The following is a 22,333-nucleotide window of genomic DNA, read 5'->3' as shown; positions in this document are numbered from 1 at the left end:
TGCCAGCACCTTTTGGACCTAGCCGAACCCCACCTTCTGTGACAACGCTGTCTCCATAAAGCCGGGAGCGGATCAATGGCACTACGCGGCGGCGCAGCACGCTGGATCATCGTCGCGATGGTGTTCGTCGCGGTGATGCTCAATTATGTCGACCGCCAGATCCTGGCGCTGCTCAAACCCACCCTGGAAGCGCAATTCCGCTGGTCCAACCAGGATTATGCCAATCTCGGCACCGCTTTCCAGGTGGCGACCGCCTTTGCCTTTCTCGGCACCGGCTGGTTTCTCGACCGCGTCGGCCTGCGCCTGGGCTTCGCGCTCGGCGTGCTGGTCTGGAGCCTGGCTGGCATGGCGCATGCCTTTGCCGCGACCGTCCCCGCTTTCTTCGCCGCGCGCATCGTGCTCGGCATCGCCGAATCGGTGGGCACGCCGGCCGCGGTGAAGACCGCAGCGACCTATTTCAACCATAAGGACCGGCAGATCGCCTTGGGCATCGGCAACATCGCACCCAATATCGGCGCGATCGTCACGCCGCTATTCATCCCCGCGCTTGCCGTCGCTTATGGCTGGCAGGCGGCATTCCTGGTCGCGGGCGGGCTTGGTGTCGTATGGGTGGCGATATGGTTCGCGATCCGCATCAAGCCCATCGCGCTCGACGCAGTGGCACCCGCCCCCGTGCCGTGGCTCAGCATCCTGCGCTCACGCGAGACCGCCGCGATCGCCATCGCCAAGGTGCTGTCGGATCAGGTGTGGTTCTTCATGTTGCTGTGGCTGCCCGATCTGTTCCACCGGCTGTTCGACCTGCCACAGGGCACGCTCGGACTGCCGATCGCCTTGGTTTACGGGATGGCGGCGTGCGGCGCGCTGACCGGCGGCTATTTGCCGACACGGCTGATCGCGCACGGGTGGAGCGTCAACCGCGCGCGCAAGCTGACGATGCTCGGCTATGCGCTGCTCGTGCTGCCAGTGATATTCGTCCAGTCGGTCGACAATCCATGGGTCGCGGCGTTGCTCCTCGGCTTGGTGCTGTTCGCGCATCAGGGCTTTTCGACCAACGTGTTCGGCGTAACGACCGACATTACCCCCGCCCGCGCGGTTGGCTCCCGCATCGGCATCGCCGCCTTTTGCGGCAATTTGTGCTCGATCGGGATGATCCAGTTTCAGGTCTATGCGCTGTCGCACGGCTGGGGTTACGCCCCCGCGCTGGCAATCTGCGCGGGGTCGTATCTCGTCGCGCTGCTCGCGATACACCTCCTGATCCCGGTGATCAGGCCGACACCGTGATCCTCTCCGCACGGGGAGGATCAAAGGCTCAGAAATTCACCCGCCCGGTCACGCCGAAGTAGCGATCGGCATCGCGCGGGATCTGGTAGCGATAGGCCTGTCCCGGTCCACCATTGGCGATCGCCGCAGCAAAGCTCTTGTCGAACAGATTGCGCACCTGGAAGGTCAATTTGTAGCGATCGTTCTTGCTGACCAGACCGGCACCGAGGTTGACCAGGCTGTACGCCCCGATCGTCCCCAACTGCCGCTGCACCGCATCGGCCGCGAACAGCCCGAGCTCGCTGCTCTGATACGATCCCTGCGCCCCCAGCAGCACATCGGCAAAGCCGCCGGTGCGCAGCCGATAATCGACGCTGACATTGCCCTTCCACTTTGGCGCAAAGCCAAGCGGCGTGCCCGCCGGAATCGTCGCCGAACCAGCGGGGGCGTTGAACTTGTCGACATGCGCGTCGGTATAGGCAGCACCGCCGGTGATGCTCAGGTCGCGCACCGGCCGCAGCGTGGCATCGAGTTCCACCCCGCGGGTCGACACGTCGCCGGCATTGGTGAAGCGCGTGACGACCACGCCCGCGACCAGATCCGGATTGTTCGCCTGGAAATTCTTATATTTGGCGTAGAATGCGGCGAGGTTGAGCGTCAGCTTGCCGCCGAGCAGCGTGTTCTTCAGCCCGATCTCATAGGAATCGGAGGTTTCCGGCGCGATCACATTGGTGCCGGTCGCGGTCAGATTGTAGAACACGTTGAACGCCGGGCCCTTATAGCCGCGCGCATAGGTCGCATACGCCGTCGAGCCATGCGAAATATCGTACTGCACGCCTGCCTTGCCCGACAGGTTCTCATTGGTCGCCTTGGCGCGGAACGGCACGCCGTTAGAAGCGCTCACCGCCTGCGACGCGGCTGTCGTCGGCGAAACCCCCAGCGCGACCAGCCGGATATATTCGTTATACACGCCCTGATCGAAATTGGCGTTGATCCCCGGCCCCGCCAGTGTGGTGGCACGCGAATGGAACACGTCGAGCTGGTCGACCGTATAGCGCAAGCCACCGATCACGCGGAACCGCTCGCTGATGTTGAGCGTCCCCTGCCCGAACAGCGCGACGTTCTTGAACACCGAGCCGAAATCGGCGGTGCCGGTCGGAAAGGTCGAGGGGTTGGCGGACGCGCTTGAACACGGCGTCAGCGCGGTCGGCGCGGGCGTCACCGCCGACGTGCAGACCTGATCGTTGCGCGTGAAGATGCGCTCGCTCGCCGCACGCGAATAATATGCGCCCAGCACATAGGTGAGGAACTGGTGCCCCGGCGAGGTCAGCCGGATTTCCTGGCTGAACGTGTCGCCAGTCTGTGGCCCGAAATCGTGAAGCTGGTTGAAGCCGATATAGGCGGCCGGCAGGAAGTCGCCGTCGCGGATCTCGGTATTCTTGTAATTGCGATAGGCGGTGATGGAAGTGACCGTCTGCGTCCCCGCCTGAATATCGGCCTGGAGCGAGAAGCCGTAGCCGGTTTCCTTGGTCCGCGTCGTCAGATTCTGCGCGAGTTCGCGGGTATCGGTGCCACGCGGCGTCGGCAAAGCGGCACTGGAGGCATTGGTGGTGACGGCACCCGTCGCGGTGTTGATCGGCCCGGTTGCGATCACCTCACCGCAGCAATCATCATTGTTGCGGTGATAATCGGCGATGAAGGCGAGCTTCACGTTCGACCCGACATCGGCATCGACCTGCAACCGCCCGCCATAATGTTCGAAGCCGTTGACCAGCTTGCCGGTCGTCACGTTGCGGATATTGCCGTCATAATTGGTGTAGAAGCCGGTCAGCCGCGAGCGCACATTTTGCCCGATCGGCACGTTGATCGCGGCGCGCGCACGATATTCGCTGTCGGTGAAGAACCCCGCCTCGGCATAGCCGCCAAAGCTGGCGGTCGGCTTTTTCGAGATGATGTTGATGACGCCGACGCTCGCATTCTTGCCAAACAGCGTGCCTTGCGGCCCGCGCAGCACTTCGATCTGGTCGACATCGACCAGGTCGCCAAACGCTTCGCCCGCGCGGCTATACACCACGCCATCGACCACCGTCGAAATCGACGGCTCGCCCGCGATCGAGAAGGTCGAGGTGCCGACCCCGCGCAGGAACAGCGACTGGTTGAGCGTCGTGCCCGATTTCAGGAAATTGAGCGACGGCACCAGATATTGCGCGCCCTCCAGGCTGGTCTTGCCCTGCGCGGCGATCGCATCACCCGAGATAACGGTGACCGCGAGGGGCACGTCCTGCAAACGCTCGGAGCGCTTCTGCGCGGTAACGATGATGTCGCCGGGGTCGCCCTCTGCTTGCTGGTTCGCTGACGCAGCCGCGGGCGCAGTCTGTGCGGAACCCGGCGAGGCCGCCACCAGCGCGAGCGCAGCCGCACCCGTCAGGTAAAGTGCTTTCATCCTATCCCTCCTTCGAAATCCCATCTTGGCGATGGGTATTATTCTTTTCGCGGATCGGACATCGCTGTCATACTTGTCCGCCGTAAAGCTCGGCTTGGCGTCAGAACCCCAGTTCGGCCATCTCCACCACGCGATGTTCGCGTGCGCTGATCTCGGCGGCGGTGCCGATCGCGACCGCCATCATGCCATCGCGCGCAGTGACCTCGACCGGCCCCGCCCCGCGCGCCGCAGCGTTGAAGCGCTGATGCTGGTAGAAGGTCGAACCGTGATGGCTCCCCGCGTCCAGCGCGGCCTGGTCGACCTCGATCACGCGCCGCGTCACCTGCTTGGCGTTGCGGAAGCCGACGCGCGGGGAATGCACCAAAGCGCCTTCCGGGATCAGCACGTCGAGCCGGGCTGCGTCCCCCACGGCGGTAATCTCTTCCTGATTCTCCGCGCCATCGGCAAACATCGACAGGTCGAGCAACGCACGCACGCCGTTCGCGAAATCCACAGTCGTATAGCTGTTGTCGATAATGTCGGGCGTCTCGCCGCCATAACGCTCATCGACATGGTTCACGTCCATCGCGCCCGAACAATAGACGCGCACCGCCTCGCTGCCGGTGATCAGCCGCATCAGGTCGAAGAAATGGCAGCATTTCTCGACCATCGTGCCGCCAGTGTTGCGGCTGAAGCGGTTCCAGTCGGCCACCTTGACCAGAAACGGGAAGCGATGCTCGCGGATCGACAGCATCTGCAACCGCCCGATCGCGCCACCTTTGATCTCCTCGATAAAGGCGGCGGCAGGCGGCATGTAGCGATATTCCATCGCCGTCCAGAACACGCGGTCGCTCTGCGCGGCGCGCGCCACCACCCAGCGGCAATCGTCGAGCGTCGTCGCCAGCGGTTTTTCGCACAGGATGTGGAGCCCGGCATCGAACAACGGCTCGAGCACGCGGCGGTGCGTATAATTGGGGCTCGCCACGATCACCGCGTCGCACAGCCCGCTCGCCGCCAGCGCCTCGACCGAGTCGAACACCGCCGCCGCGCCCGCACGATCGCCCAGCGCCGCCGTCGCCCAACCGATCGATTCCGCCACCGGATCGGCAATCGCGGTCACCACCGCCCCCGGCGTAATCGCCAGGTTGGTGATATGCTCGACCCCCATCATGCCGGTGCCGACCAGACCGTAACGCACTTGCTCCATTAAGGTCTTCGCCTCTATATGACAACGATGTCTGAAATCATACTTACACCCGAATTGCGCGCCCTCGGCAAGAGCGGAGTGCAGGTCAGCCCGATCGCCTGGGGCATGTGGCGTTTCGCCAATGCGACGGTAGCGGAAGCGCGCGCACGGATCGAGGCGGCGCTCGCCGCCGGGGTGACGCTGTTCGACACCGCCGACATTTACGGCTTCGATGGTGCCGACGGCTTTGGCGATGCCGAACTGCTGCTGGGGCAAGTGCTTGCCGAAGCCCCCGGCCTCGCCGCGCAGATGGTGCTGGCGACCAAGGGCGGCATCCGCCCGCCATTCCCCTATGACCAAAGCGCCGCGTATCTCGGCCAAGCGCTCGACGCCTCGCTCACCCGGCTCGGGGTCGATCAGGTCGATCTCTACCAGATCCACCGCCCCGACATCCTCGCCCACCCGCAGGAAGTCGCGCGCACCCTCGAGGACATGGTGCGCGCCGGCAAGGTCCGCGCGGTCGGCGTCTCCAACTTCACGCTGGCGCAGACGCGCGCGCTCGAATCCTTCCTGACGATCCCGCTCGCCAGCCTCCAGCCCGAACTGTCGCCGCTCGAACTGGGGCCGATCGAAAACGGCCTGCTCGATCTGGCGATGGAGCGCGATATCGCCGTGCTCGCCTGGTCGCCGCTCGGCGGCGGCCGGATCGGCGCGCCCGAGGATGACCGGTCGAAAGCGGTCGCGGTCGCGCTTGATGTCGCCGCCCAGGAGGCGGGTGTCTCGCGCGCCGCGGCGGCCTATGCCTGGATCATGGCGCACCCCGCGCGCCCGATCCCGATCGTCGGCACGCAGAATCTCGCGCGCATCGCCGAGATCGCCGAGGTCTATAAGGTCCGCTTCACCCGCCAGAGCTGGTATGACGTGCTGGTCGCGTCGCGCGGGGAGCGCCTGCCATGACCGCGCTGCCGCCTTGCGAAATCAGCTGGTTTTCCGCTTTGTGCGATGACGATTACGAGTTTCTCGGCGTCCCCGATGCGCAACTGCAATCGAGCTGGGCGCATTGCCGCGACATCGTGCTGCAGGCGGAGACCGGCGGTTTCGACAATATCCTGCTGCCCTCGGGCTATGCGCTGGGCATCGACACCACCGCCTTTGCCGCCGCGATCGCGCCGATGCTGCGCCGCCTCGCTCTGTTGATGGCGGTCCGCGTCGGCGAAAGCTGGCCACCGCAACTCGCCCGCCAGATCGCGACGATCGACCAGATGCTGTGCGGTCGCCTGCGCGTGAATATCATCTCGTCGGAGATGCCCGGCGAGACGCTCGGCTCCGCGCCGCGCTACGCCCGCACGGTCGAGGCGATGCACATCCTGCGCACATTGCTCAACGGCCAGCCGCTCGACCATGATGGCGAGTTCTGGAAGCTGAAGGTCGATCCGCCGCGCTTGCGTACCGTCTCGGGCAAGGTGCCCTTGCTCTATTTCGGCGGCCTCTCGCCCGATGCGCGCGACGCCGCCGCCAAGGGTGCCGACGTGTTCCTGATGTGGCCCGACCGGCAGGAGGCCGTCGCCGCGATCATCGCCGACATGACCGCGCGCGCCGCCGCTTATGGGCGAACGCTGAAATTCGGCTACCGCGCGCATGTCGTGGTGCGCGAGACCGAAGCCGAAGCGCGCACCGCCGCCGACCGCCTGCTCTCCAAGCTCGACGCAGCCGAAGGTGCCGCGATCCGCGCCAAATCGCTCGATTCGCAGTCGGCTGGCGTCGCCGCGCAAGCCGCCCTGCGCGAAAATGCGGGCGATGACGGCTATGCCGAAGCCAACCTATGGACCGGCATCGGCCGCGCCCGCTCGGGCTGTGGCGCTGCGATCGTCGGCGATCCCGATCAAGTGCTCGCCAAGCTCAACGCTTATCGCGGCATGGGCATCGAAGCGTTCATCCTCTCAGGCTACCCCCACGCCGCCGAAGCCGATCTGTTCGCGCGGCACGTGCTGCCGAAGATCGAGCATGGGCTTTTGATGGGGTGACCCTCAACAGGGCGATCACACTACCGTAACCCGTTCGTTTCGAGCGAAGTCGAGAAACAGCCACATGCGCTGTGCCGGGTTTCTCGACGATGCTCGAAACGAACGGAAGGGGATAGTTCAAAGAAACGCCGTGCGAACCTATCTCGCATGATCCCCCCGCCTCGCCGAGCGACACCGCTCGGCCAGCGCAGGGCAGGTCCATCGGCACCGGGGCAAGTCTTGTTTCTCGGGAAGGGTTTGAGAAGCGGCAGCCGAGCCACCCAACCCTCGCGCGAAATTCCTATGAGGAGGCGTCACCCAAACCCCTGCGTCCGCGCCCAGCTCAAGAACAACTCCGGCCACGCCGCCACCGGCTTGCCCACCGTGCCGCGCAGGCCAAAGCCGTGCCCGCCCTGGGCGAACAGATGCATCTCCACCGGCACGCCCGCGCGCACGCACGCCGCGCGAAACGCCAGCGTGTTCTCCACCTTCACCACCCCATCATCCTCGGCATGGAGCAGGAAGCAGGGCGGCGTGCGTGGCGACACGTTGGCGGCGGTCGAGTGCGCCCGTTCCAGCGCCGCGCTCGGCGATGGCCCCAGCAGCAGCGCGCGGGAGCCAGCATGGGCGAGGTCCGCCGTCATCGCCTGCACGGCGTAGATCGGCGCGGCGAGGCACGGACGCGCGCTCAGGCGGTCGGCGGCATCGACCGGCGCATAGACCGGCGTGTCAAAGCGCGTCGCCAGATCGCCGCAGACATGCCCGCCCGCCGAAAAGCCCATCGCGCCGACGCGCTCGGGCACGATGCCATAGTCCGCCGCCCGCGCGCGGATCAGCCGCAGCGCGCGCTGCGCGTCGGCCAGCGCCACGTCCGGTCCGGCCGCCCAGCCATCCCCCGGCAGCCGATAGAACAGCACGAACACGGTGAAGCCGCGCGCCGCGAGCCAGCGCGCGATCTCATAGCCTTCCTTGTCGATCACCACCAGGCGATAGCCCCCGCCCGGCGTCACCAGTAGCGCCGCGCCATTGGGGGTCGCCGGGCGGAACACGACCAGGCGCGGGCGGCTGATGCCCTGCACCGCACGGTCGTTCAGCGTGCGATCCTTGCTGCGCTCGTCGACGGTCTCCAGCGGGAGTGTTGGCGGCGCGCCCGGCGCGCCCTTGGGCCACAGGTCCAACGTTTCGTCGGGTTCGGGCAGCGCCGTCGCCGGTGCGGCACCGCCAACCCGTGGCGGCGGCGTCTGCGCAAGCCCGCGCGCCGCCCACCCGCTCGCCAGTGTCCCGAGGATGGCGCTGCGACGGTCGATCACGGGCATTCTCTGGAAAAACGAACGGGCGTCGCCATAGCTTTGGCAACGCCCGAACGGGGAGGAAGGGTCTTCCAAGCTTACATCTTCACACGCGCGCCGAACAGAATGGTGCGGCCGAAATGGTTGTTCTCATAATTCCGGTTCGCATCGACATCGGTGTAGCGATAGCGATAAGTGTCGGTCAGGTTGGTGCCCTCGACCGAAACCTCAAGCCATTTGGTCAGGCGATAGCGCACCGAGGCGTCGAAATTGGTGGTCGCGGCATAGCCTTCGAACACGTTGCCGGTGCCGCTATTCTGGTCGACATAGGGCCCGCGATAGCTGATCGAACCGCGCGCACTGAACTTGGCGTCCTCATAATAGAGCGTGCCATTGAACGCTTTCTTCGACAGGCCGAACAGCGTCGAGGTCCGCTGCACCGCAGTCGGCGCAACGAGCTTGCAGGTGAACTGCGTCGCGCAGACCAGGCTGGATGGCCCAACCACGCCGTAGGTCGCGCTGCTGTCGATGAACGTCGCGTTCGCAATGCCGCCGAAATTCTTGAGGAAGCCGGGCAGGAACTTGAACGGTGCCTGCACCGACAGCTCGATGCCCTTCAGCGACGCACCGGTGCCGTTCACCGTCGTGCTGACCGTGTAGAGCTGGTTGGGATCGAAATTGATGTAGGCCGGCGAGCTGGGCGGCAAGACCGATTTCGGCAATCCGGTCGAGGCGAAGGTCTGGGTCAGCGTGTTCGACACCGGGAAGCTGTCGATCGATTTCTTGAACAAGGCGATCGACGCGATCGACTGGGGTGCGAAATACCATTCCAGCGCGATATCATACGCCGTCGCGCGGAACGGATCGAGGAACGGGTTGCCGTTGCTGATCTTGTAGTTGAACCCGTCCACCGTACCGCCCGGCGTAAGGTTGCCCAGCGTCGGCCGCGTCATCACCTTGGCGACCGCGCCGCGCACGATGATCTTGTCGGTCGGATAGAAGGCCACGTTGAGCGCCGGCAGCCAATCGTCGTACGAGCGCTGGACCGTGGCGGCGGTGCCGCTGACAAGACCGGTCGAGCTCTGGTCGGTATGGACATACCGCACCCCGGCATTGAACGCATAGTTCAGCCCGAAGAGCGCGCCCTTGGTATCGAATTCCAGATACCCGCCCGTCACCTTTTCCGAAACGCTGCGGGTATTGCCGGCATCGACGACCAGCGCGCGATTATACAGGTTGGTCAGGGTCGCCGCCGCCGGGATGTTGGCAACGACATATTGCGAGGTCGCGCCGGACGGCTGCCCGGCCGAACCCAGATTGACCAGATCGGTCAGCGCCGCCGTCACCGGGAAACCGTAAACCGCGCCCGACCCGAATTGCGAGGATGGCGAACAGGTCAGCGTGCCGAGCACCAGATCCTTGCCGCCATTGCCGCACACCACGGTATCGCGGGTGAAGCCCACGGTGTCGAAGGTGAACTTGCGGTAGACGCCCCCCGCCTTGATCTGGAAGCCATCGGCCACGTCCCATTCGGTGCGCAATTGCACGGTACGGAATTTGTTGACGGTCTCCGACGGACGATCGCGAATTTCGGAAAGCTGGTAGGCGCTCGGGTCGGTCACGCTGCTGCCATAGCTCAGCCTGGGGTTCGACATGTTGGTATAGTCGTATTTGAAGCCCTGCGCCGCTTTGTTGTCCAGCAGGATGGTCGTCTCGACCGGGATATTCGCATCCGATTTCGACAGCCCGCCCAACAAAGTGAAGCGGAACTTGTCGGTTACGTCCTGATCCCAGGTGCCGCCGATCTGATAGAATTCGGTGCTCGATTTGCGCAGATAATGCTCGTTGCGATTATATGCATCGTTCAGCGTCGCCGAGACGATGTTATTGTTCGCATCGTAGACCGGATTGACGAGGTCGATCGAGCGCTCGTTGCTGCGCGCCAGCACCTCCAGCCATTCCTCCTCGCGGGTTTCCTTGAACTTGGAGTAGAGGCCATCGATCGAGATCTTGGTCTTGTCGGTCGGCGCGAACTGCACGCTGGCAGTGATGCCCAGGCGTTCGCGATCATGCTTGATCACACCGTAGCGCGGAATTCGCGGATGGAAGGCCTGCGCTGCCTTGTCGCACGCCGCGCTTTGCCGATAGACGCCGCCGCTATTGGCCGCAGGCGTGGTAAAGGCCTGCGCCGCTCCCGAACCGGTGGTGTTGTAATAACACGGCGTACCGTCAACCGAGTCGAACTGGGCCTGCGCCCAGCGTGTCGTGTTGTTGCCGAGTTCGAGCGTGTTGACCTTCGAATATGCGGCGGAAACCGACGCGCCGAAGGTGCCCGCCTCGTTCCGCCAGGACAGCAGCCCGGCGACGCGCGGCCCGAGCGTCTTGGCGAGGTCGTTATACGACCCCTGCACCGACAGCGCGCCCGAGAAACCCGCCTTTTTGCCGCCAAGCGGGTTGCCCGTGTTGAGATCGACGACCGCGCCCAACGACCCTTCGTCGAGCGACGCTTCGGCGGTCTTATGGACCACCAGCGAGCTGAACAGTTCGGACGCGAATACGTTGAAGTCGAACGCGCGGTCGCGGTTGGCGCTGGCACCGTCGGTCGAGGTCGCGACGGTTTCCATACCATTCACGCGGACGCGGGTGAATTGCGCGCCAAGCCCACGCACGGTGATCGCACGCCCTTCGCCACCATCGCGCTGGATCGAAATGCCCGGGATGCGCTGCAGCGATTCGGCAAGGTTCTGGTCGGGGAATTTGGCGATGTCCTCGGCGACGATCGAATCGACCGCTGCGACCGAGTTTTTCTTTACGTTGAGCGCCGCCTGGAGCGACTGGCGGAAGCCGGTCACCACGATGTCCTGCCCCGTATCCTCGCTGGCCGGAGGCGCGGACGGCGTCGGCTCGGTCTGCGCCAAGGCAACGCTTGGCAAGAACAGTGCGAGCGCAAGCGCGCCTACCGAGACACCGTGCTGCACCGTCGCTGCCGCAGAAATCTTGCGCATTCTTCATCCCCCCTGGGCGTCGCTGTCCCGCGACGCCGATTGACACCGGTAGCCATGCCGCGCCTGCAAATTGGCGGCGGAATGGCGAGCAGAGGAAGGGAAAGGTGCACTATTGCGGCGCATCGCTCCTCTCCTGCCCGATGGTCGCTCTTCGGCAACTCATCCTGACGCCTAAATGTCGCGTTTGGTAACCGGTGTCAATCGGCTTTTTGGCTTAAGTACCCGGCTGAATATAGGGAATGCGGGCGAACAGTTCGCGCTGCCAGCGGCGGGGATCGTCCTCGCTATGGGGTATTGAATCGAACACCATCGTCGCGCGTCGCGAAAGATCGTAGCGGGCCCATTGCGGAAGCCCGGCATGATTGGGGTCCCCGGCTTGGGCGAAGGCGACGAAGCTGTCCTGCATCGCCCGCGACGCCGCCTGCGCATCCGCCCCCGTCCCGGTTTGCGAGCCCTTCGCGCTGATCGTGCCGAAGACCAGCGGAATGTCGATGGTGTGAAAGGCCCCGCGTCGGGGGTCGAGGCGCGACGTGAAATCGACTTGATAGACAAAGGCCGGAGCCCCGGCGCTTGCGCGTGCCTCGGCCTCGATCACTTGTCCGCGCCAACTCCGCCCAGCGGTGGTCGCGCCGTAAAATACCTCGGTCGGCGACCATGCCGGGAAGTGCGCGCGATACTGTTCGACCACCCATTCGGGCAGAATGTCGATCCGCAATTCCGGTGCGATTCGCGCGGCGACATTATCCCAGTTGAGCCCGCGCACCTTGTCCGAATCGGGTGAGAGAAAGCCACGGGTCTCGTCTCGGACATTGCCCAGGATCAGCGGAATATCGAGGCCTTGCGGGTTGGCATCGGGCCAGAACGGATGCCGCGCGAGCCACTTCATATCGAGCACCGGCCCGAAATAAACGCCGCCGCCAAGGATCGGGTCGGCCGTGTCGAGTGCGGCGACGAAGCGGTCCTGCGGCATCGCCAGCAGCGGCGACAGCTCGCGCGTGTCCACCCCGAGCCGCGCGAGATACGCCCGCGTCCGCGCAGTGGCGTTGAGCGGCCCCGAAGCGGTCACTTGCTGCCCGCTCATCGTGGCGGCGCGGTGGAACAGCCCGCGCGCGGCGGGCATCCCCAGCATGGTCGCGATCTTCGCGCCTCCGCCCGACTGGCCGAACACCATCACCCGCGCCGGATCACCGCCGAACGCCGCGATATTGTCACGCACCCATTTGAGCGCGAGGATCAGGTCGAGCTGCCCGGCATTGCCGCTATCGGGGAAACGCGAGTCGAGCCGCGCGAGATAGAGATAGCCCAGCGCGTTGAGCCGGTGGTTGACCGTCACCACCACGACATCGCCACGCGCCGCCAGTGCCGCGCCATCATTGAGCGGATCGGTTACGCTGCCGCCGGAATAGGCCCCACCGTGAATATAGAGCATCACCGGCAGCTTGGCTGCGCGATCCGGCTGCGCCGTCCAGATGTTGAGGAACAGGCAATCCTCGCTTTGCGGACCATAGGTGGTGCCCGCTTGCGGCGCGACCGGGCCGAACGTGTCGGCCGGATGCGGCGAGGGCCCATAAGCGAAGGGTGTCGGCGCGCGAAAACGCTCGGCGCGCCCGTAGCGGATGCCGCGATAGCTGCGGACGCCGTTCAGCTCCTTTGTGCCAACAAATCGCCCCGCAGCGCACGCAACGTGCGGGGCCCGCGCCGCGCGCAACGGCGTGGCGGCAGCGGCCAGCGCTGCCGCCACGCCGTTGCCGATCAGTGTGCGGCGGGTGAGATCAGCGCCGGACATCCAGCCCGCCCGCGAGATAGGCATCGATATCGGCCTGGCGGAACAGACTCGCATCTCCCGGAAGGGAATGTTTCAGCGCCGCCAGCGCGAGCCCGGTGCGCGCCGCCTCCGCACTGTCGCCACCGCGCCGCAACGCATGCAACACACCCGCGGCAAAGGCATCGCCGCCACCGATCCGGTCGACGATCCCGGCCAGCACGACCTCCTCGGTCTGCGCCGATCCCGAACGGGTATCGATGCGCGCCGACAGCCGGTGGAGATCGACATGTTCGACATGCCGCGCAGTCGAGGCGATCGTCTGGAGTTTGGGGAAGGCAGCAAACGCCGCTTCGACCGCCTCGCGCCGCCGCGACTCGCCTTCGCCGCCAAAATCGCGCCCTAGCAGCAGAGCAATGTCGCGGTGGTTGCCGAACAGCAAATCGGCCTCCGCGACGAGTTGCGTGAGGATGCCGCGCGGATCGCTGTCCCAGCGCTCCCACAATTTGCCGCGCCAATTGCCGTCGAACGACACCGCAATGCCGCGCGCCGCCGCGGCTTGCGCCGCCGCAATCGCGCTCGCGGCGGGCACCGGCCCTAGTGCCGGGGTAATGCCCGACAGATGCAGCCGATCGACGCCATGCAGCAGCGTGTCCCAGTCCCAGGCGTCGCTCGGCGTTTCGGCGAAGGACGACCCGGCGCGATCGTAAATCACCTCGGTCGCGCGCAGCCCTGCCCCCGAGGTCACGAAATACAGCCCCATGCGGTCCCCGCGGAGCTGGATACCGGCGGTCGCGACCCCGGCACCGCGCAAATAGGTCAGCGCCGCCCGCCCCAGATCGTTGTCGGGTACCACGCTGGCAAAGGCGACATCGTGTCCGAGCCGCGCCAGCGCCCCCGCAACATTGGCCTCGGCCCCGGCAACCCACACGTCGAGCTTGGGCGTCTGCAACAGCAACTCGCGCCCCGGCGGCGAGAGGCGCAGCATGATTTCCCCGAAAGCCAGAAACGTACTCATGCAAATCCCCTCAACGTCACCCTCACCCTTCCGGCGCTTCGCGCCTCCCTCCCTCTCCCACCGGGAGAGGGAAGGGGCCCGCCCGGCACCGCCGGGTGGGAAGGGTGAGGGCCCGTTCTTCCCTTATCGCGCCAGCCAACCGCCATCGACCGCCAGAATATGCCCTTGCACATAATCCGCCGCGCGGCTGCACAGGAACACCGCCGCCCCGCCCAGATCCTCCGGATCGCCCCATTTGCCCGCCGGTATCCGCTCCAGGATCGCGCGGTTGCGGGTCTCATCGGCCTGCAAGGCGGCGGTATTGTTGGTCGCGATATAACCCGGCGCAATCGCGTTGACGTTGATGCCCTTGCCCGCCCATTCATTGGCAAGCAGCTTGGTCAGCCCGCCAATGCCGCTCTTCGACGCGGTATAGCTCGGCACGCGAATGCCGCCCTGAAAGGTCAGCATCGACGCGATGTTGACGATCTTGCCAGCCCCTTGCGCGATCATGTGCCGCCCGGCCGCCTGGCACAGGAAGAACACCGATTTGAGATTGGTGTCGATCACCGCATCCCAATCCTCCTCGCTGAAATCGACCGCGTCGGCGCGGCGGATGATCCCGGCATTGTTGATGAGGATGTCGAGCCCGCCAAGCTTATCCACAGCCTCATCCACAACCCTTTGCACAGGCTCGATCGTGGAAAGATCGGCCGAGATGATCTCGGCGCGACGACCCAGCGCGCGGATCTGTTGCACGGTGTCGTCCGCCGGGGTTCGGCCGACGCAGGCGATGTCCGCCCCCGCCGCAGCAAGCGCCAGCGCGATCGCCTGACCGATGCCGGTATTGGCCCCGGTGACGACGGCGACCTTGCCGGAGAGATCGAAGGGATTGTTCATATCTCGGTCCTTCTCCGCTCCCGCTTGCGGGAGGGGTTAGGGGGGAATGGAGAGGACCTGCGCGCTGCCCTCCCCCAGCCCCTCCCGCGCGCGGGAGGGGAGCTTCACGCCAGCTGGCAAATATCCAGCACGCTCATATCGGTATAATCCTGATTCTCGCCCGCCATCGCCCAGATGAAAGCATAGGCCTTGGTGCCCGACCCCATATGCACCGACCAGGGCGGCGAGATCACCGCTTCTTCATTGGCCATCACGATGTGCCGCAGCGCTTCGCCTTCGCCCATATAATGGAACACGCGGTCGTTCGGCCCGTCGAGTTCGAAGTAGAAATAGATTTCGCTGCGGCGTTCATGAATGTGCGGCGGCATCGTGTTCCACACCGAGCCCGGCTTCAGCACCGTCAGCCCCATCACCAATTGCGCGCTGTCGCAAATGCCGGGGATGACCATCTGGTAGATCGTCCGCTCGTTCGATTCCTCGAGGCTGCCGCGCTCCAGCTTGGTTGCGTCGGCAACCGAAATCACGCGCGTCGCGAACGCCTTGTGCGCCGGGCACGAGGCCAGATAGAAACGCGCGCCTTCGCCGGAAAACACCACGTCCTTCGCGCCCATCGTCACGTACAGGCAATCCTTATTGCCGAGCGTGAACACCTCGCCATCGACCGTGACCGTGCCCTGCGCGCTACCCACATTGACCACTGCCAACTCGCGCCGCTCCAGGAACGGGTGTCCGGCAGCCGAAGCCGGCTCGGTCTGGTCGGGCAGTTTCACCGCCGCATCCGCAATGGCCACGCCGCCGATCACGAACCGATCGGCATGGGTATAGTTGAGCACGCATTCGCCCGCACGGAACAGGTCCTGGATCAGATAGCGATCGCGCAATTCCTCATTGGAAACGCATTCCATCATGTCGGGATGCGTGGCGTAATAGGTGCGGTCGAACATGGGGCTCTCCGGGGTCAGGCCGCTTTGGCGGCGATTTCTGGGGAATCGATACGATAAGCGCGGCGGACGAGGCCGCTGGTCAGTTCCTGCGCCAGTTCGGCGGCTTCCCAATCCTCAAGGCGATGCTCGGCCACCAGGCGCGCGAGGAATCCGCAATCGACGCGCCGGGCGACATCGTGCCGCGCCGGGATCGACAGGAAGGCGCGGGTATCATCGTTAAAACCAACCGTGTTGTAGAAACCCGCCGTCTCGGTGGTCATCTCGCGGAAGCGGCGCATCCCCTCGGGGCTGTCATGGAACCACCAGGATGGCCCCAATTTCAGGCACGGATAATGCCCGGCCAGCGGTGCGAGTTCGCGCGCGTACACGCTCTCGTCGAGCGTGAAGAGAATGATCGACAGCTCGGTCGAGGTGCCGAAACGATCGAGCAGCGGCTTCAACGCATGGACATAATCGGTGCGCATGGGGATGTCGGCCCCCTTGTCGCGTCCGTGGCTCGCGAACAGTCCGGCATTGTGGTTGCGGAACGAGCCGGGGTGGATTTGCATCACCATGCCATCGTCGACCGACATTGCCGCCATTTCGGTCAGCATCTGCGCGCGGAACAGCTCGGCATCGGCAGCGGTCCAGCTCCCACCGACGATCTTGCCGAACAAGGCTTCGGCTTCGACAGGCGACAGATTGGCGGTTGCGGCGGTCGGGTGGCCATGATCGGTCGCGGTCGCCCCGGCCGCACGGAAATCCGCCCGCCGCTTGCGGTGCGCGGCGAGATAGCCTTTCCAGCTATGGACGTCCTCGCCGGTCAGTTGGGCAAACCGCGCCATTGCGCCTGCGAATTGCTCATGCTCGACATCGATGACGCCATCCGGGCGATAGGTCGTCACCACACGCCCACCCCAGCCCGAGGCGCGAATGCGGTGATGCGCGCCCAGATCGTCCTGCGGCCCCTCGGTCGTCGCCAGAAAGTCGATCTTGAAGCGATCGAACAGCGCGCGCGGGCGGAAAGCCGGACTGGCCAGCTTCTCGGCGATGGTATCGAAATACAGGTCGGCCGTACCTGCCTCGAGCGCCACCTCGAACCCGAACACCTCGGCAAAGACATGGTCGAGCCACATCCGCGAGGGCGTGCCACGAAACAGATGCAGGCTCTGCGCGAACAACCGCCATGCGGCGCGCGGATCGGTCGCGGGCGCGCCACTGCGGCGCGGAATGGCGAGCGCGTCGAGGTCGACGCCCTGGCTGTACAGCATCCGGAAAATGTAATGGTCGGGCGCGAGCAGCAACGCGGTCGCGTCGGTCCAGGCGGTGTCGTCGGCAAACCACCCGGCATCGGTGTGGCCATGCGGGCTGACGATCGGCAAGTCCGCGATTTCCGCGTAAAGCGTGCGCGCAATGGCCCGCGTCGTTGGATCGCTGGGAAACAGGCGATCGGGGTTCAGGTCGAGCGGCCGTGCCATTGTCATTCTCCCTCCCCGCACTGTTTTATGCGGGCTCTGGTAACCGGTGTCAGGTTGGGTCGCAACCCCGTTAGTGGATGATCTATATGCTCGGTGCCGCCACCGAGCCACGCCGAATCAAGGTCGACAGGAACAGCGAGGGTTCCTCGACAATCTGTTCCCCATCCAACCCCGCCGTGAGCTTCAGCGCCGCCGAGCGCGCCATCGATGCAATCGGCCATCGCACCGTGGTCAGCGGCGGCCAGACGTGTGCAGCAACGGGCGTATCGTCAAAGCCGACGATCGACAAATCCTTGGGGATGTCGAGACCGCGCTGTCGTGCCGCATGCATCACGCCCGCTGCCATTTCATCGTTGCTGGCGAAGATCGCGGTTGGACGCGGCATCAGATCGAGCAGGCGCTCTGCCGCGGTCAGCCCGGATTCGAAGGTGTAATTGCCGTCGGCGATCATGCTCCGCGGGAGCGCGATGCCCGCTTTGCTCAGCGCTTCTTCGAAGCCCAGACGTCGCTCGCGCGCCGAGCGGAAACCATGCGGCCCAGCGATCAGGCCAATCCGGCGATGCCCCTGCTCGATCAGATATTCGGTCGCGGCTCGCACCGCCTCGCAATCGTTGGAGGCAACCATATGATCGTTATCGTCCAGCGGGGCCGACCCCATGCGGACATAGCGACACCCGATTTCGGCACACAATTTGGCAATCGTGTCATTCTCGCTGATCGGCGGGAGCAGGACGAGCCCGAACAGGCGCTGACGTTCGAGGAAATGCCGCAGATCGACCAGCATCGTCGCCGATCCGCGATCGACCGGGCGCACCACCAGTTCGAATTCGGTGCCGTGCAGCGCCTCCAAAATCCCCTGCTGCACATTCATCACCATTTGCGCATTGGGGTTGTCGTGGACGAGCCCGATCAGGAAATTGCGGCGCAGCGCGAGCGCGCGCGCCTGCGGATTGGGAATATAGCCCAGTTCACCGATCACATCCTCGACGCGCCGCCGCGTATCGTCGTTGAGCAAGGGCGAGCGGTTTATAACGCGGCTGACGGTCTTTTTGGAAACGCCCGCGATCCGCGCAACATCGTTGATCGTCGGTTGTCCGGTGCTTTTCATGCCATCGGCTTAAACCCAGGATGACCGGCTTGGCTAGTCCGACGGCGCGCTACGGCGAGCATGGGTGCCCTTGCCAAGCGATACGCGCCTGAGGCAGAGGCTGATACCGGTTACCCAAAATAAGCGAGCGAGACGTGGCAAAAGCCCTTCTGGTGCATCCCGACGACAGCGTCGCGACCTTGGTCGAACCTGCGTCGGAGGGCGATGCCGTCACTTACGACGGTCACGAGGTCATCGCGCTTGTCGCCATACCGAGCGGACACAAGGTGGCGATCGCGCCGATCGCCGCGGGCGCGCCCGTGCTGAAATTCGGTTTTCCGATCGGCACGGCCACCGTCGCCATCGCGCCCGGCATGCACGTCCATTCGCACAATCTGGCGACCGCGCTCGACGGGACGCTCGACTATCACTTCACCCCCAAGCCCCCCGCACCGACGAGCGACGCGCAAGAAGCGGCGACCTTCCAAGGCTATGTCCGCGCCGACGGGCGCGTGGCCACGCGCAATGAAATCTGGATACTCCCGACCGTCGGCTGCGTCGCGCGCACCGCGACCCGTATCGCCGCGCAGGCCGATGCCGCATTGGTGAACGAGAGCGCCGACGGTGCCGTCGACGGAGTCCACGCCTTCACCCATCCCTTTGGCTGTTCGCAGCTTGGCGACGACCTTGACGGTACGCGCAGCATCCTGGCTGCGCTCGCGTGCCACCCCAATGCCGGCGGCGTGCTGATCGTCGGGCTGGGGTGCGAATCGAACCAGATCGACGCCTTGCTGCGCGAAATCCCGGAGGGACGGCGTTCCGCCATCCGCACGCTCGTCACGCAATTGGCCGGGGACGAGATTGACGAGGGCGTGGCCAAGGTCGCCGAACTGGTCGCGCTCGCACGCAGCAAACGCAGCACCGTCGCGCTCGACCGGCTGGTGCTTGGGGTGAAATGTGGCGGGTCCGATGGCTTGTCGGGGCTCACCGCCAACCCGCTCGTCGGCCGCATCAGCGAGCGCGTGGTCGCGGCAGGCGGAAGCGTGTTGCTAACCGAAATCCCGGAAATGTTCGGCGCGGAACGCCTGCTCATGGACCGCGCGGTCGACGAAAGCGTGTTCGACGGCATCGTCACGATGGTCAATGCTTTCAAACGCTATTTCCTCGACCATGGCGAGCCGGTGTCGGAGAATCCCTCGCCCGGCAATGTCGCGGGCGGCATCACCACACTGGAGGAAAAATCGCTGGGGGCCGTGCAGAAAGCCGGACGCGCACCGGTATCCCACGTCATCCCCTATGGCGCGCGCGTCGGCGGAGCCGGGCTGACTTTGCTCGAGGCACCGGGCAACGATGCCGTGTCCTGCACCGCGCTGGCCGCAGCGGGGGCGACCGCCATTCTGTTCACCACTGGGCGCGGAACGCCGCTCGGCTTCCCGGTGCCGACGATCAAGATCGCCTCGAACAGCGCACTCGCCACGCGCAAACCAGGCTGGATCGACTTCGACGCAGGCGAAGTTCTCGGTCACGGCTTCGACACGGTGGCGCAGGCGCTGGCCACGCAAGTCTGCGCGATTGCGTCTGGCGCGGCGACCGCCGCCGAGCGTAATGGCGAACGCGAAATCGCAATCTGGAAGCGGGGCGTAACCTTATGACGCGTTTGGGATATGGCACGCTCGATACTGTGCCAGCACAGGTGGCCCGCCCCAACCGCACCGCACCGCCGACCACCGGGATCGTCCATTTCGGCCCCGGAGCCTTCCACCGCGCGCACCAGGCGGCCTATATCGATACGCTGCTCGACGGCGAGCCGGGTTGGGGCATTGCTGCGGTGTCGCTGCGCAGCGCGGGAACGGTGGCGGCGCTGACCGAGCAGCAGGGGCTGTACACGCTCGCCATCCGCGACATCGCGCCCGCCTATCGCATCATCGGTGCTCACAGCCGCTTTCTGGCCCCCGACGACGCAGAACAGACGCTTGCCCTGCTCGCCGACCCTGCAGTGCGGCTGGTGACGACGACGGTGACCGAGAAGGGCTATTGCCTCACGGCGGACGGCACGCTCGACCTCTCGCATCCCGACATCGTCCATGATCTGGCCGCGCCTGCTGTACCGCGCAGCGTCATCGGCTGGATCATTGCGGGGCTCGCCGCGCGCCAAACCGCCGGGATTGCGCCCTTCGTGGTGATGCCGTGCGACAACCTCGCCAATAACGGGGCCAAGGTGCGTGCAGCGCTGATCGGTTTTGCCCAGGCGCATGCGCCCGACCTGGCGACGTGGATTGCCACGCATGTCCGCGTGCCCGGCACGATGGTCGATTCGATCACCCCCGCCGCCGACGAAGCGCTCTATGCCGATGTCGCGGAGGTGCTCGGCGTCGAAGACCGCGCCGCCGTGCAGCGGGAGGCATTCGCGCAATGGGTGATCGAGGATCTCGACGATCCGGTCTGCGCCGCGTTGGGCCGCGCCGGAGCGACGTTGACCGACAATGTTGCGGGCTATGAACAGGCCAAGCTGCGCATCCTCAACGGGTCGCATTCGACGCTGGCCTATGCCGGTTTGCTGCGCGGCCATACCAGCGTCGCCGACGCGATGGGCGATGCCACGCTGGCCGGATTCATCGATGCGATGATCCGCGACGACATCATCCCGACGTTGCGGCCCGTCGCCGGGTTCGATCTCGATGGCTATCGTTCGGCGGTGCTGGCCCGCTTCCGCAACCCCGCGATCGTCCATCGGCTGGAGCAGATCGCCGCCGATGGCAGCCAGAAGATCCCCTATCGACTCGGCGACACGCTGGCGGCGCACCGCGCGCAGGGCCGGTTGCCGCGCCATGTGCTCGCCGCGCTCGGCTGCTGGATCGCCTTTCTGATGCAGCGCGCGCGCGCGGGGGTTCCGATCCTGGACCCGGCGGGCTCCGTCCTCGCCGATCTTGCGGCAACGGGCGACGCTCGCGCGGTGTTGGCCCGGCTGATCGCGGCGAGACTGGGCTTTTCGGGGGCATTGGCCGAAGATTCGGAGGCTGCGCAGTCGATCGCGCTCGCCGCGCAGGCTGCGTTCGACGGCGATTGGGCGACTGCGCTTTCCGGCTGATCGCGCCGATCCGCGATCCCTCTTGTCAATGACACCGGTTTCCCATACCCAGTCGTCGAGATCGTCCTAGCGATCCATGAGGGGATGAAGCCACGTGCAGGCCAAGAAACGTCAAGACAATATCGCGCGAGTCGCAACCGAATTTGTCAGCGCCCGGCGCAGCGCGTCCGCACTGGTCGATTACCCCGGCACCATGCCCGCTGCGCTCGCCGAAGCCTATGCGATGCAGGATGCCGCCATTGCGCTTGCCGACCGCGTGATCGCCGGCTGGAAGGTCGGGCGGATCAACCCGCCCCTGGAGGGGGCAGACCGCCTCGCCGGGCCGATCTTCGCCGACCAGACCTTCGACGCTGGAGAAACCCCACGCGCGATGACCGTCTATGCTGGCGGATTCGCGGCGGCAGAGGCGGAATTTCTGCTGCGGATCGGCACGGCACCCGACCCTGCCAAGATCGATTATACGCTGGCCGAAGCGACCGCGCTGATCGACCGGGTGTGTGTCGGCATCGAAATCGCCAGTTCGCCCTTTGGCGGCATCAACGACCATGGCCCCGGTGTCACCATTTCCGATTTCGGCAACAATAACGGGCTGGTGATCGGCCCCGATATTGCCGACTGGCGCGACCTCGACCTCAATCAATGGCCGGTCGAGTTGACCATCGACGGCGCATCGACCGGGGTCGCCACCGCCGCCGCCATGCTTGATGGCCCCTTCGGAGCCGCGCGCTTCCTGTTCGAACTGATGGCGCAGCGTGGCATCGCGCTCAGCGCAGGGCAGTGGATTTCGTCCGGAGCGGTCAGCGGCGTCCACCAAGTTCACATCGGCGCGCAAATTTCGGCCATCTTCGACAACCGACTGACGGTGGCGTGTAGCATCGCCGCCCAATAACCGCGATTATGATCCGGCAAAGGTTCGAAACAGGGCCGCCGACA

At 65.3% G+C, this 22,333-nt stretch carries 16 protein-coding genes; 6 read left to right on the top strand and 10 right to left on the bottom strand.

The window, feature by feature from the left end:
* Window positions 1-75: 75 nt before the first annotated feature.
* Window positions 76-1,281 carry an MFS transporter gene (locus tag ACP7BY_RS07630; protein WP_126846784.1) on the top strand — a complete coding sequence of 402 codons (1,206 nt, stop codon included), beginning with the start codon at window positions 76-78 and terminating at the stop codon, window positions 1,279-1,281.
* Between the two features lie 28 nt (window positions 1,282-1,309).
* Here the strand turns inward: ACP7BY_RS07630 and ACP7BY_RS07625 are convergent, their stop codons facing one another.
* Window positions 1,310-3,703 (bottom strand): TonB-dependent receptor, encoded by a 2,394-nt coding sequence (locus ACP7BY_RS07625; RefSeq protein WP_137902728.1) that lies wholly within the window; start codon window positions 3,701-3,703, stop codon window positions 1,310-1,312.
* A 100-nt stretch (window positions 3,704-3,803) separates the two neighbouring features.
* The gene (locus tag ACP7BY_RS07620; RefSeq protein ID WP_033965266.1) at window positions 3,804-4,880 is read right to left on the bottom strand and encodes a Gfo/Idh/MocA family protein; all 1,077 of its coding nucleotides are present in this window, start codon (window positions 4,878-4,880) and stop codon (window positions 3,804-3,806) included.
* Between the two features lie 36 nt (window positions 4,881-4,916).
* Between ACP7BY_RS07620 and ACP7BY_RS07615 the strand changes: the two genes are divergently transcribed.
* Window positions 4,917-5,825 carry an aldo/keto reductase gene (locus tag ACP7BY_RS07615; protein WP_033965263.1) on the top strand — a complete coding sequence of 303 codons (909 nt, stop codon included), beginning with the start codon at window positions 4,917-4,919 and terminating at the stop codon, window positions 5,823-5,825.
* A complete protein-coding gene (locus ACP7BY_RS07610) occupies window positions 5,822-6,892 on the top strand; it encodes an LLM class flavin-dependent oxidoreductase (RefSeq protein ID WP_033965264.1) in 1,071 nt (356 codons plus the stop codon). Before ACP7BY_RS07615 ends, ACP7BY_RS07610 begins: the two co-directional genes overlap by 4 nt.
* A 293-nt stretch (window positions 6,893-7,185) precedes the next feature.
* On the opposite strand, the gene ACP7BY_RS07605 is transcribed toward ACP7BY_RS07610, so the two are convergent.
* The 8 genes from ACP7BY_RS07605 to ACP7BY_RS07570 form a co-directional block, all read right to left on the bottom strand.
* Window positions 7,186-8,187, bottom strand: a complete 1,002-nt coding sequence (locus ACP7BY_RS07605; RefSeq protein ID WP_171010505.1) for an alpha/beta hydrolase — start codon at window positions 8,185-8,187, stop codon at window positions 7,186-7,188.
* Window positions 8,188-8,258: 71 nt separating this feature from the next.
* Window positions 8,259-11,165: a TonB-dependent receptor gene (locus tag ACP7BY_RS07600; RefSeq protein WP_137902726.1), complete on the bottom strand. Its 2,907-nt coding sequence runs from the start codon at window positions 11,163-11,165 to the stop codon at window positions 8,259-8,261.
* 214 nt (window positions 11,166-11,379) lie between these two features.
* Window positions 11,380-12,951, bottom strand: a complete 1,572-nt coding sequence (locus ACP7BY_RS07595; RefSeq protein WP_137902725.1) for a carboxylesterase/lipase family protein — start codon at window positions 12,949-12,951, stop codon at window positions 11,380-11,382.
* Entirely contained in the window at window positions 12,938-13,945 is a 1,008-nt protein-coding gene (locus tag ACP7BY_RS07590) for a sugar kinase (protein WP_033966170.1), read from the bottom strand. Before ACP7BY_RS07590 ends, ACP7BY_RS07595 begins: the two co-directional genes overlap by 14 nt.
* 123 nt (window positions 13,946-14,068) lie before the next feature.
* The gene (kduD, locus tag ACP7BY_RS07585) at window positions 14,069-14,824 is read right to left on the bottom strand and encodes a 2-dehydro-3-deoxy-D-gluconate 5-dehydrogenase KduD (RefSeq protein ID WP_033966171.1); all 756 of its coding nucleotides are present in this window, start codon (window positions 14,822-14,824) and stop codon (window positions 14,069-14,071) included.
* A gap of 104 nt (window positions 14,825-14,928) precedes the next feature.
* The gene (gene kduI, locus ACP7BY_RS07580; protein WP_033966172.1) at window positions 14,929-15,768 is read right to left on the bottom strand and encodes a 5-dehydro-4-deoxy-D-glucuronate isomerase; all 840 of its coding nucleotides are present in this window, start codon (window positions 15,766-15,768) and stop codon (window positions 14,929-14,931) included.
* Between the two features lie 14 nt (window positions 15,769-15,782).
* Entirely contained in the window at window positions 15,783-17,225 is a 1,443-nt protein-coding gene (gene uxaC, locus ACP7BY_RS07575; protein ID WP_033966173.1) for a glucuronate isomerase, read from the bottom strand.
* An 82-nt stretch (window positions 17,226-17,307) separates the two neighbouring features.
* The gene (locus tag ACP7BY_RS07570; protein ID WP_126846763.1) at window positions 17,308-18,333 is read right to left on the bottom strand and encodes a LacI family DNA-binding transcriptional regulator; all 1,026 of its coding nucleotides are present in this window, start codon (window positions 18,331-18,333) and stop codon (window positions 17,308-17,310) included.
* Between the two features lie 134 nt (window positions 18,334-18,467).
* Between ACP7BY_RS07570 and ACP7BY_RS07565 the strand changes: the two genes are divergently transcribed.
* The 3 genes from ACP7BY_RS07565 (at window position 18,468) to ACP7BY_RS07555 (ending at window position 22,289) form a co-directional block, all read left to right on the top strand.
* On the top strand, window positions 18,468-19,964 hold the full coding sequence (locus tag ACP7BY_RS07565) for a UxaA family hydrolase (RefSeq protein ID WP_137902724.1): 1,497 nt from the start codon (window positions 18,468-18,470) through the stop codon (window positions 19,962-19,964).
* A complete protein-coding gene (locus tag ACP7BY_RS07560) occupies window positions 19,961-21,400 on the top strand; it encodes a mannitol dehydrogenase family protein (RefSeq protein ID WP_033966174.1) in 1,440 nt (479 codons plus the stop codon). Before ACP7BY_RS07565 ends, ACP7BY_RS07560 begins: the two co-directional genes overlap by 4 nt.
* Before the next feature lie 94 nt (window positions 21,401-21,494).
* Window positions 21,495-22,289, top strand: coding sequence for a 2-keto-4-pentenoate hydratase (locus ACP7BY_RS07555; RefSeq protein WP_033966175.1), 795 nt, complete (start codon window positions 21,495-21,497; stop codon window positions 22,287-22,289).
* Window positions 22,290-22,333 lie beyond the last annotated feature (44 nt).

It is taken from the genome of Sphingomonas sp. PSPC2-2 (genome assembly GCF_049897725.1).
GTDB lineage: Bacteria > Pseudomonadota > Alphaproteobacteria > Sphingomonadales > Sphingomonadaceae > Sphingomonas.
Note: the sequence above shows the minus strand (reverse complement) of the source record. Positions and strands in the feature narration are given on the sequence as shown.